14 protein-coding genes are annotated in these 10,974 nt (G+C 67.4%); 11 read left to right on the forward strand and 3 right to left on the reverse strand.

What is annotated here, in order from left to right:
- The first annotated feature begins 367 nt into the window (after positions 1–367).
- The 5 genes from LDO15_RS23265 (at position 368) to LDO15_RS23285 (ending at position 2,774) form a co-directional block, all read left to right on the forward strand.
- Positions 368–1,024 (forward strand): helicase associated domain-containing protein, encoded by a 657-nt coding sequence (locus LDO15_RS23265; RefSeq protein WP_223987926.1) that lies wholly within the window; start codon positions 368–370, stop codon positions 1,022–1,024.
- 422 nt (positions 1,025–1,446) lie between these two features.
- Positions 1,447–1,779 carry a hypothetical protein gene (locus LDO15_RS23270; RefSeq protein ID WP_223987929.1) on the forward strand — a complete coding sequence of 111 codons (333 nt, stop codon included), beginning with the start codon at positions 1,447–1,449 and terminating at the stop codon, positions 1,777–1,779.
- Entirely contained in the window at positions 1,760–2,071 is a 312-nt protein-coding gene (locus tag LDO15_RS23275) for a hypothetical protein (protein ID WP_223987932.1), read from the forward strand. The genes LDO15_RS23270 and LDO15_RS23275 overlap by 20 nt, the downstream gene beginning before the upstream one ends.
- A gap of 12 nt (positions 2,072–2,083) precedes the next feature.
- Positions 2,084–2,458 carry a hypothetical protein gene (locus tag LDO15_RS23280; RefSeq protein ID WP_223987934.1) on the forward strand — a complete coding sequence of 125 codons (375 nt, stop codon included), beginning with the start codon at positions 2,084–2,086 and terminating at the stop codon, positions 2,456–2,458.
- A 43-nt stretch (positions 2,459–2,501) separates the two neighbouring features.
- Positions 2,502–2,774, forward strand: coding sequence for a hypothetical protein (locus LDO15_RS23285; protein WP_223987936.1), 273 nt, complete (start codon positions 2,502–2,504; stop codon positions 2,772–2,774).
- A 304-nt stretch (positions 2,775–3,078) separates the two neighbouring features.
- On the opposite strand, the gene LDO15_RS23475 is transcribed toward LDO15_RS23285, so the two are convergent.
- Entirely contained in the window at positions 3,079–3,684 is a 606-nt protein-coding gene (locus LDO15_RS23475) for a DNA-binding protein (protein WP_263428416.1), read from the reverse strand.
- Between the two features lie 366 nt (positions 3,685–4,050).
- On the opposite strand from LDO15_RS23475, the gene LDO15_RS23295 reads away from it, so the two are divergent.
- Positions 4,051–4,545 carry a GNAT family N-acetyltransferase gene (locus LDO15_RS23295; protein WP_223987938.1) on the forward strand — a complete coding sequence of 165 codons (495 nt, stop codon included), beginning with the start codon at positions 4,051–4,053 and terminating at the stop codon, positions 4,543–4,545.
- Between the two features lie 718 nt (positions 4,546–5,263).
- Here LDO15_RS23295 and LDO15_RS23300 read toward each other — a convergent pair.
- A complete protein-coding gene (locus tag LDO15_RS23300; RefSeq protein ID WP_223987940.1) occupies positions 5,264–5,470 on the reverse strand; it encodes a hypothetical protein in 207 nt (68 codons plus the stop codon).
- 234 nt (positions 5,471–5,704) lie between these two features.
- Positions 5,705–5,947 (reverse strand): hypothetical protein, encoded by a 243-nt coding sequence (locus LDO15_RS23305; protein WP_223987942.1) that lies wholly within the window; start codon positions 5,945–5,947, stop codon positions 5,705–5,707.
- A 400-nt stretch (positions 5,948–6,347) separates the two neighbouring features.
- Here LDO15_RS23305 and LDO15_RS23310 point away from each other — a divergent pair, with 400 nt between their 5' ends.
- The 5 genes from LDO15_RS23310 to LDO15_RS23330 all read left to right on the forward strand — a co-directional run bounded on the left by LDO15_RS23310 (position 6,348) and on the right by LDO15_RS23330 (position 10,882).
- A complete protein-coding gene (locus LDO15_RS23310; RefSeq protein WP_223987944.1) occupies positions 6,348–6,743 on the forward strand; it encodes a metalloregulator ArsR/SmtB family transcription factor in 396 nt (131 codons plus the stop codon).
- Positions 6,740–8,479, forward strand: a complete 1,740-nt coding sequence (locus tag LDO15_RS23315; RefSeq protein ID WP_223987947.1) for a SulP family inorganic anion transporter — start codon at positions 6,740–6,742, stop codon at positions 8,477–8,479. The genes LDO15_RS23310 and LDO15_RS23315 overlap by 4 nt, the downstream gene beginning before the upstream one ends.
- Before the next feature lie 17 nt (positions 8,480–8,496).
- Positions 8,497–8,766 carry a hypothetical protein gene (locus LDO15_RS23320; protein ID WP_223987950.1) on the forward strand — a complete coding sequence of 90 codons (270 nt, stop codon included), beginning with the start codon at positions 8,497–8,499 and terminating at the stop codon, positions 8,764–8,766.
- The gene (locus LDO15_RS23325) at positions 8,763–9,461 is read left to right on the forward strand and encodes a class I SAM-dependent methyltransferase (RefSeq protein WP_223987952.1); all 699 of its coding nucleotides are present in this window, start codon (positions 8,763–8,765) and stop codon (positions 9,459–9,461) included. Before LDO15_RS23320 ends, LDO15_RS23325 begins: the two co-directional genes overlap by 4 nt.
- Before the next feature lie 422 nt (positions 9,462–9,883).
- Entirely contained in the window at positions 9,884–10,882 is a 999-nt protein-coding gene (locus LDO15_RS23330) for a beta-ketoacyl-ACP synthase III (protein WP_223987953.1), read from the forward strand.
- Positions 10,883–10,974 lie beyond the last annotated feature (92 nt).

Raw genomic sequence — 10,974 nt, forward strand, 5'->3', positions numbered from 1 at the left:
CCCCCCGTTGTTTTTTGGTTGCTGGCAAGCTTGCTTGCTCGGCGGCCGACGGAGCCCTGTCTACCCGGAGGGCAAGGGGGAGGAAATTCCCGGAGGGAATCAGCGACGCAGGAGCGCCGGAGGGACATTTCCTGCACCGCTGGCCCCGGAGGAACGGAGGGGCTAGACGGGGTGGAGCGGACGCCTAGAATCCGGAGGACAGCAACCAAAAAACGTCGAAGATGTGAGGAAGGGCCAGGGCATCCGGAGCCCTGCGACGGCGGCACTGGACCCCGCAGCCGGCCGCGCCAGCGGACGCCCGAAAGCGTTGTCCGTGGACCCGCGGTGGCCGCCCGACTCATGGAGACGTCATGGCAGGATGTCCATCATGGACAGGCGGTTGCGGCGTGCTCCCGACGCCGAATGGGTGCTGATGTACCGGCTCGGTCTGAGCCGGCAACGCATCGCTGCCCTCGTGCGCGCCGAGCCCGCCACTGTCGGATACCACCTGGTTATCGCCCGGCGTCAGGACCCGGGACTCGAGGCCGAACACCAGGCCGCCGCCGGCGCCGCGCCAGTTCTTCATCCCTCCCCCAAGGATCTCCGCCGCATGGAAGAGCTCATAGCCTGGGTCAAGGCCGAAGGCCGGTTCCCCGAGGATCGTTCCGGTGACCGAAGCGAACGGTCGATGGCGCGGTGGCTGTCCGGGCGCCGGCGCGAAGCAGCCGAGGGCACCCTTGACCCGGCCTGCCGTGACGGTCTTGCCCGGGTGCCCGGGTGGGCCGACAATCGCAGGGAAGCTGCAGATGAGGCCCGCTGGCACCACCGCCTCGCCCAGCTCGCGGCCTACCGCGAGGAAGGCAATGACTGGCCCCGCCACAAGGACTGCGAGTCAGAGCGGGAACACGCCCTCGGCGTGTGGATCCACACCCAGCGGTACAAACACCGCCGCGGCGAGCTCGACCCTGTGAAGGTCAAGCTCCTGGGCGACGCCGTTCCCGGGTGGCAGGCCGGGAGGACCCGGGGCCGCCCTCGCCTGGGGTGACCTGGAAGACCGCGCTTCCCGGCAGGCCAGCGGCAAGGACAACACACCGGCCAGTACCCTTAGAGTGGTTCTCCAGTCCCCCCAGCTTGGAGAACCGGGAGCCTCCGCGCTTGAGTCCTTGGATTCGCGCGGAGGCTTCCTCATAGGTCGGAGCAAAGACCCTCTCCCCGGTTGTGCCCATTGGGGGCAGGCGGAGCCCTCGGCACAGCTCAGGCTGTCCCCACTGGCGTACAACCCGGTCGTTGTCGGAGGCCCGCGGGCGCGCGGATCGAGGATTGTCGTAGCCGCCCTCCATACTTGGATCTGCGTGAATCATGCATCAGATGCAACTGGGCGTAGTTCGCGCCTTCTACTGTCCCGTTAGTCGAAAATATTTTCTAAGCTAAAAATATGAACTCGTATATAAGTTCTAGACTGATTCCATGAACCCGGAACAGTCAGCCCGGTTACAGGCGCGGTATGCGCGACGGGCGGGCCCGATCGGGCTGACGGTGGAGGAGCTCGATTTCGAGCACTTCCCCGCCAGGAACGGCTTCCCCGGGATCCCGGTGAAGGCGTGGATCCGGTTTCCGAACTGCGCCGAGCTGGTGGACGGCGAGGTGTACGCCTGGACGGCCAAAGCCGTCGAAGTGACATGGCAAGACGGTCCGGTGACCTACCGGACCTGGGTGTGGAGTTCGGCGGTCACCCGCCGGGAAGAAATGATGACCAGGAACTTGGGAGAACGCGTAGGCCGTGACAGCAGTAGCGAATGAAACAACCCTGGACGTTGCCGTGGACGTCCGGTTCACCCCGGCCGGCACTCCCCTGGCCGTCCGGCACGAGGGCCGGATCTGGGCCGTGGCCGCCGATCCGGTGCACTGGTTCGCCCGGGACGCCTGGTGGGACACGCAGAGCACGGCGGCCGTCGGCGGCGGCGACCTGGTCAGCATCGAGTTCTGGAGGGTACAGGTACGCCTAGGACCCTCAAACTCCGCTCTGAGGACCTTCACGCTGCGCCGCAACCCGCTCTCCACCCAGTGGCTGCTCGACAACATCAGCGACTAGGCTACGGCGACAGTGAACCCCCAACCGATCAGCGGTCAGACGTGGGCGGCGATCCGGGCAGAATTCACGCTCCCGTCCTTGGCCCAGGTGCACCGTCGGCTCTCGGAACTGATGGAAGACCCCGAACCCGTGATGCAGCGGGTCGTCCGCGTCTTCATCGACGACGGCACCTTCTGCCCGGGATTCCAGTTCCTCCCCGGCGGCCAGCTCCACCCAACCGTCCTTGGGCTCTTTGACCGGGCGATGGAACTGCAAATCCCGCACAACTACTTCACCCTCTGGATGGTCACAACCTCCGGGGACCTTGCCGGAGCCCGCCCGGTGGACCGTCTGAAAGCCGACCCCGCTCCCCTGCTGCGTGCGCTGGAATCCTGCCGCCGGCGCTAGAACCGCCCCTTGACCCTGCTCGTGGGGTGCGTAGCGTGGGTCCATGGGACTCATCTACGACGACCCGGACCTGGCGGCCCTCATGCTGACGCGGCTCGCCGCGGAAGAATCCGAAGGACCCGGCACCCTGGAGGGGCGCATGCGCGACTATCTGGGCGATCTCGAACAGCGCAACGGGGGCGAGTATCTGGAGCTGCTGGTCATCACCCTCGCCCGGGACCATTTCAAATCCCTGGACGATCTGGCCCGGGCCACCGGCGCAGACGCAACAGCGCTGCTGGACGCCGCCGAGACGGACGCGCTGGAGGCCTTGTAGGTTCCGGCGGGCACAGTGGTGGCCGGATGGAGGGTACCGGCACGAGTGGAGCCCCCGGGACGGCCGCATCGAACGCATCAGCACCGAAGGCACCACCTGTGAAGAGGTCCGCGACGCCCGCACAGGAAAGGTCCCGGGGGCACAAACTCCTCGCGATCCGCACAAACCAATAACCTCTCGCGCCACTAGCCTCGTGCGGCCCCTTCCAGCCCTGACGGGGAAAAACGGAGCCGGACACCCCAACCGCCCGTCGCTTCCTTGACGCCCCCGGTCGGGGTACGGGGATGCGGGCGGCGGTAAGGGCTTAGTCGTTCCCGCCGGGTGCCTGCTGTGTCTCCGGCCCGGTTACGGGCGTGATGCGCTGCAACAGCGCATCATGGGCTTTTTGCAACGTGTCGGCCCGCGCCTCTGCCGCCGCCAGCCGGGCCCGGTCCGCCGACGCTTCCCTGACAGCCTCCTGCGCCGCCTCTTGCGCCCGCTCCAGCTGCTCCCCCGCCACCGCAACGTCGGCCTCCAACGCGGCGATCCTGGCCGTGAACTCCGTGACCGACGCGTCCTTCTCGGCGCTCACCCGGTCCAGGTCCGCCACGAGTTCGGCGACCTCCACGGTCAGGTCCTTCTTCTCCTGCAACCAGGCCTTCTCGACCGCGGCATGGCGCTCATCAGCCAGTACGGAGGCCTCGGCCCAACAGGCCCCGGTCAGGCGTGCAGCCTGCTCCAGCAGCACCGCCGGCGCCGCGGCAACCTGCCCGCCCGCGGCCCGCTTCTCCTCCGACCACTCCTTCAGATAACGGGTCGCGTCGGCGTTGCTCACGCCCGCCGCGGCCCGAACCGTCGACACGGTCGGCCGGCGCTCGGCACTGATCTGCTCAGCGGCAGCGTACACACGGTCCTTCACACTCAACGTCACGGCGGCAACCCTTCAAAAGTAGTAGGAATAGTAGTAATACTACTCCTACTACTGGCGTACCCGCCATGCCCAGCGGCGCTGGCCGCCTCCGGCCAGAAAGAAGCACCGGAACGGGGGCCCGCTGCAGCGGCGGACCGCGAACCGGTCGCGTCCACCGCGGGAAGTCCGGCCAGGGTTCTGTCCCGGGGCGTCCGGTTCGCCCCCGGAAGCGGTGATCATTGGCGCTTCGGGACGGTCCCAGCGCCGCGGCCCGGCCTCGCCGGCTCCGCCGGATATCGTTGCGGTCCTGTGTCTTCCGCGCACGCGGACGATGCCGGACACTGTGTTCAACGGTGCCGCCCGCGCACCGGGGAAGGCATCGCCGTCATGAACGCTCCGATCACCCTGGTTGCCGCGACCGGACACCAGAACACCGCACCGGCCCGCATCCCCGTCCGGCCCCTGGAACCCGATGATCTTCTCGAACTGGCCGATCTGCACCGGCACGCCTACGCCGACCGTCCCGGACAGCGGGCCGGAGACCCGGTGTGGATCGGCCCGTCCACCGAGGAGGGCAGCGGCCGCGCCACCGAGGCAGCGTCCCTCGTGGCGTTCGGACCCGACGGTCAGATCACGGCCGCCCTCATCGTCACCGAACGCGACGGTGAAGCGGTCATCGATGAACTTTTCACCCACCCGGACCACCGCCGCCAAGGCCTGGCCGAAGGACTCCTCCGACACGGCATGCACCTCCTGCACACCCTGGGCCGCCCCACGGTGAAGGTCACCGTGGAGGACAACAACCCGGCAGCGATGGCCCTGTACCTCTCCCAGGACTTCCGCCGCCTCACCGACGACGACACGGACACCGACTACGACTGAAAACCCGGCCGGAACCACCCTCCACGCCGCAGACCCGCAGGATCCTCGGTCCGTCAGAGGATCCAGCAGCGGACAATGGTCAAACAGCCGGGTGCGATCTGCGGGACAATCGCACATGAGATCAGTTGGCTCGCGGTACCGACGCCTTACCCTAGCCACCATTCGGTGGTTCCCCGGTACGGGCCGCCTGGTAAGCCGCGCTCACCAAGGGTCGGTGGACTGGCCGAAACCTGCGATAGCCGGTCAACGCGGCTCGGGTGTGTGAAGATCTGCTTGCTCTGAGGATCTGGTACCCCGAGGTCATTCAGAAACGTTGTGCCCGTGATCGTCGTGTCACGGTGATCGAGATTCGCGAGACCGGGCTTGGAGTCAGGCCGCGTCTTCGACTCTAGTAACCCGACTTTGGGCGATAGCGGTAGGAACAAAAGTTCGCGATCTGAATCTTTGCCCTCCGGGTTCGCAAAACCCGTGTCCGGCAAGACAAAGGGAGCTTTCACATCCGTCGGCGCGTGCAGCGCCCGCCAGAACCAGTCGTCCATTTGGCACCCTCGTTCGACCCATTCGAGCCGCGAGGCTCGAGCCTGATCGTCCGTGATCTCAGACCCCTGCTTCTGATGCCAGTCCTTCAAGAGGTCGGGAAAGCCTGGTATTCGCACGGCGGAGCATGCAACGTGAAGGCGCAGAGCATCTAGGTCTTCTTCTGATGCCCTGCGGTCAGCTAGTGCCGCGATCGCATTCGGTAGAGAGGTGGCTCATAGCTATCCCACAGGGAGTCGATGACATCGCGCTGGTCTGCGGGCAGACCGCCGTCCGGATCCGGCGCGACGCACTCAATGAGGAAATCTTCCAGTGGTGTCTTCGTCATCGTGGCCTCCTGCATCCTGGCGGCACAGCCGCTCAAATGAAACAGCAACAGCATGAACATGAAGCATGATCAGCCCACAAACGGACGTAAAAAAACTAAGAATCTAGAAGCACCAATCCCCCCACTGTCAACCAGATCTTCCGCAGCAAGCTAGGCCTCTCCGCGGAGCCTGGCAGGGATCCAAGTGGTTGTGCCCGTTGGGGTCAGGCGGAGCCCTCCGCACAGCTCAGGCTGGGCGGTTTCTAACGATCGACGCAACAGATCAGATTTCGACGTTAGCAGCCAGACTGATGATCAGCAGTGCGTCGGGAGGGAACCCGAACGGCATTGCTGCCGGGAGGGCTCGTTAGGCGTGACGGTGGGCCGGTGGGCCGGTGTGTCGTTCGTCTTGAGTCGTGTTTCGCTGCGGACTGCGGCAGCCCAGGTGGCGAGAAGGTTGAGCGCGCCGTAGCCCGGGGTGCCCAGTTCGGCGCTGCCGGCAAGGAACCCCACCAGGTAGCTTCCCTTGCCTGCCGGCCAGGTCAGTTCGAAGTCCACGCGCACGTCCGGGCCGGGGTGTCCACCGACACCCCGGCGATAAGCGGAGCCGGAGGCACGGGGCAGGAACGGGCGCGGACCGCCCTTGTCCCGGTGCCGGCAGCGGCCGCATCACGCCGCCCGGGCCGCTGCCCGGACCTGGGGGGGCAGGGTCCGGGCAGCGGGTCCGAGGGCCGCGGCACGACGCGGCCGGAGGGGTCTTTGTCGGGAAAGGCATTATGGTGCCCTTTCCCCGGCCGGGCAAGAGTACCTGCGGATGCCCTGGTCCGGTGTGAAGTGTCCGTCCGGTCCGCGGAAGCCGGGGCCAGGCAGGGGCAGGCTGGTCCATCCCTGTTATATTGGATGATAGAAGCATCAAATAGTCAAGCAGGGGTTCGTAGTGAGAGGCCGGAAGGCAGACATGGACGAGTTTTCGGATTTCCGGGCACCGTTATATGAAGTGAAGGCCAATCTTTTCAAGGGTCTGGCGCATCCCGTGCGGATCAGGGTGCTGGAGCTGCTCTCCGCGGCGCCCGAGGTGTCGGTCACTGACATGCTCGCCGCAACAGGTCTGGAGGCCTCGCATCTGTCCCAGCACCTGTCCGTGCTGCGCCGTTACCACTTGGTGAAGGGCGAACGCAGGGCGCTGCAGATGTTCTATTCCCTGGCGTACCCGCAGGTCGCTGACCTGCTGTCCGTGGCACGGCTGCTGCTCAACGACATGCTGCACACGACCCGCGAGCAGCTCGAACATTCCGAGGCCACATCTCCGGCCGCTACTTCCCCGCTGGCTGCCGCCGCCGGCAGCTCACGATGAAGGCCCTGACCTCGGCCCGGGCGCTTCTGCCCGGCCGGAGGGACTATGCGGACCTGCCCCGCACCTGGAAAGGGGATCTTATCGCAGGGGTCACCGTGGGTATCGTCGCGTTGCCGCTGGCGCTGGCCTTCGGGGTCAGTTCCGGCGCCGGAGCGGCCAGCGGACTGATTACCGCCGTGATCGCCGGGGTGATCGCCGCCGTGTTCGGCGGATCGAATATTCAGGTCTCGGGCCCGACCGGCGCGATGGTCGTGGTTCTGGGCCCGGTCATCGCAACAAAGGGCATCGGCGCCCTGGCAGCCGTGACGGTCCTCGCCGGGGTCATCGTGGTCGCCGCCGGGCTTCTCAAACTCGGCCGCATCGTCACGCTCCTTCCCTGGCCGGTGATCGAGGGCTTCACCCTCGGCATTGCCATGATTATCTTCCTGCAGCAGGTCCCCGCCGCGTTCGGCGTCAAGGCCGGACCAAGCAGTAACGCCGCCGTATCGGCCGCACAGGGCCTCGGCACACTGTCCCCGGCAGCCGTCCTTGCCCCCGCGGCACTGGTGGTCCTGGTCGCCGTCATCATGATCGCTGCCCCCCGGATCCACCCGCAGATCCCGGGTTCGCTGATCGCGATCATCGTCGCCAGCATCGCCGCCCAGGTTCTGGACCTTCCGGTGGCCCGGATCGGTACCCTGCCCGACTCGCTGCCCGCACCCGTCCTGCCCTCACTGGACTGGGGCACCGTGACCGCGCTGGCAGCACCGGCCGCGACCATCGCGGCCCTGGCAGCAATCGAGTCGCTGCTCTCGGCCCGGGTCGCCGCGTCGATCTCCGACACCGGACCCTACGACGCCGATCGTGAACTCCTGGGCCAAGGCCTGGCATCCGTCGCATCCGGGTTCTTCGGGGGCATGCCCGCCACCGGGGCCATTGCCCGCACCGCAGTGAACATCCGCTCCGGCGGCCGGACCCGGCTCGCCGCCGTCACCCATGCCCTCGTCCTGCTGGCCGTGGTCTACCTCGCCACCGGCCCGGTCGCGCGCATCCCGCTCGCCGCCCTGGCCGGGGTCCTGATGGTCACTGCCACGCGCATGGTCTCCCCCACCACGCTGCGCAGCGTCATCGGCTCGACGCGGGCCGACACCGTCGTGTTCTTCGTCACCGCGCTGATCACCGTCTCCTTCGACCTCATCGAGGCAGTCGCAATCGGCATCGCCGTTGCCTCGTTCTTCGCCCTGCGCGCCCTGGTCAAGTCCAGCGGCGTACACCGGGAAGAGATCCCCGGCCCCGTCCAGAACGGGGACGAACACATCGCCGTGTTCCGGCTCGACGGGGCCCTGTTCTTCGCCGCCGCCGAACGCGTCCTGGACCGGGTCAGCGCTATCCGCAATGTCGACGTCGTCATCATCCGCATGTCCCAGCTCCAGGTCCTGGACGCAACAGGGGCCAGGGTCATCACCGACATCGTCAACGCCCTCGAACGCCGCGGCATCACCGTGCTGATCAAAGGCATCCAGGAGCGCCACCTGGCCCTGGTCACCAAGGTCGGCGTCCTGGAATCCCTGCGCCACCACAAACACCTGTTCGCGGAATTGCCCCCGGCCGTGGAACACGCCCGCAGCCACGTCGCCCGCGCCCGGGCCGCCCGCATCGCAGAACTTCCCGCACAGGACAAAGCACCCGACGCCGGCCAGGATCCCGACCGGGGCCCGGTCGCGGCAGCCACTCCCGGCCGCACCACGGTCCGCTGAATGATCAGGAGCATCCTTTGCCGCCAACAGCACCCCTGGAATCCCGGACCAAACCGGACCGTCTGCCGCAATACCTCCCGGGTTTCGGACCGGGGGCCCTTCTGCTGTTCGACCTCCCGGCACTTTTCGCGCGGCCCACGAACCCGGCCTGGCTGGCCGCGGCGGTACTGACCGCCCCGACCGTCGGCATCCCCGCCGGGATCGACGCGTTCCGACGGCGCAACAACTCACCGGGCCGGCGGCCCGCAGGAGCAACAGCGCTGCGCCCAGGCAGGAGCCGGCCATGAGCGTGGACGGCATGGCGCTTCCGGTGTGGAAGCACTCCAGGCCCGGAGGGACCGGGTACCCCACGGACGCGGAAGCCTGGAACCTCTGGTACACCGAGAACGACCTCAGCTGGGCGCCGGCAAGCTCCTCGGTCCGCGCCATGCTGAACGGGCTTGCTCCCGGACGGGCCCTGGATCTGGGGGCCGGCGACGGCCGCAACGCCGTGTGGCTCGCCGGACGCGGCTGGCACGTGACAGCCATGGACTTTTCCGCCGCAGCGCTGGATATCGGGCGCGGGCGCGCCTTCGCCGAAGGCGTCACGGACCTGATCGCCTGGTCCGTCGCCGACGTCACCACCTGCGCCCCGGCACGCGGAAGCCTGGACCTTGTTCTGGCCGCCTTCCTCCAGCTGCCCGGCCCCGACCTCGAACGCGTCATCGCCCGCACGGCCCCGGGCCTGGCCCCCGGCGGGCTGTTCCTGTACATCGGCCATGACCCGGCGGACGCCCGCGAAAGCGCCTCCGGGCCACGGAACGCCGCCGCGCTGCATGACGGCGCCCGTGTGGCCGGCTGGGCCAGAGCGTCCGGGCTGCAGGTTGAAACGGCCGAGACCCGGTCCCGTCCCGTTCCCGGTTCCCGCCGCCCAGCGCTGGACTGCGTCGTTCTGGCCCGCAGCCCGGCCGCTCCTGCACAGTCCCCGCCTACGGCATCGTAAACGCCCAACCCGCACCCACCACCAGGAGAGCAAGAAAACACTGGGGACAAGGAAGCAATGGACTACCACTTGAAAAGTATCGAGGCAGCCGCGGCCCGGGGCGGCTACCTGCCAGCGCACGGTCATGCCGTCCCCGCACCCGACTGCCCCAAACCTGGTTTGTCCGAACACTACGGTTCCGGAACGGAGGCATCCGGCCTGGTTTTGGCCTTGTGCCGGGCCATGGCCGCCCAAGTGCCGCCCGCCGATGCGGCGGCGGCGGCGGGCTTGAGCCTTTCTGAACTTTTCAACACACTGCGGGAACACCTCTGACGGACAGCCCGCTCCCGTAACCTGCACCACCCATCCCTGTACTGCCCGCATTCTGCATTGCCCCGCCTCATTAGCCCTGCCCGACCGGTCCCGATATTCAGGAGCAAAACATGACAGCACCGACCGTGCCCGCACCAGAACCCTCAACAGGCAGGGGCTCCCGGATCGCAGGGGTCGGCTCGTACCAGCCCGCAAGGATCCTGGATAACGAGGAACTGAGCCAGATCGTGGATACCACCGATGAATGGATCCGCAGCAGGGTCGGGATCCAGGAACGCCGCATCGCCGATACCGAGTCCGTCGCGGACATGGCTACCCAGGCCGGGCGGGACGCCCTTCAACATGCCGGGATCGAAGCCGCGGATCTGGACCTGGTCGTCGTTGCTACCGTGACCGCACTGGACCGCTCCCCAAGCACCGCCGGGCGGGTCTCGGCCGCGCTGGGTGCCCGGAACCCTGCCGTGTTCGACCTTAATGCCGCCTGCTCGGGGTTCACGCACGCCCTTGCCGTCGCTGACCAGGCCATCCGTTCCGGGGCCGCCAACACCGCTCTGGTCATCGGGGCCGAGAAGCTCAGTGACTTCACGGACTGGACCGACAGGACCACCTGCGTTCTCGTCGGTGACGGTGCCGGCGCCCTCGTGCTCACCGCCTCACCAACTCCGGGGATCGGACCAGTCCACTGGGGATCAGTCCCCGAGCTGTCCCACGCGGTCAGGATCGAAGAACCCAAACTCCGTTTCCAGCAGGAAGGCATGTCAGTGTTCCGCTGGGCCATCAGCGAGGCCGCCACGCTGGCCCGGAAAACCTGCGAGATCGCCGGCATCCGGCCGGACGAGCTCGCAGGGTTCGTCCCGCACCAGGCCAACCTGCGCATCATCGAGCCCCTCGCCGATCAACTCGGAATCTCCCGCGAGATCACCGCACGTGACGTCGTCACCTCGGGGAACACGTCGTCGGCCAGTATCCCGATCGCCCTTGCGAGGCTGGTGCGTAGCGGACATCTTCCGCCCGACAGCCCCGTTCTGCTGTTCGGTTTCGGCGGCGGATTCTCCTACGCCGGGCAAGTAGTCCGCACCCCGGCCACCGGCACCGTGTCCGGAGCCTGAAGCACCTGGCGCCTCGGGCACGGCCGATCGGCCGTGCCCGAACAGGCCGACAACCACGACCTCACACCCCGTCAAAGACAAGGGAAACACCC

Source organism: Arthrobacter sp. NicSoilB8, assembly GCF_019977355.1.
In the GTDB taxonomy this organism is placed as follows: domain Bacteria; phylum Actinomycetota; class Actinomycetes; order Actinomycetales; family Micrococcaceae; genus Arthrobacter.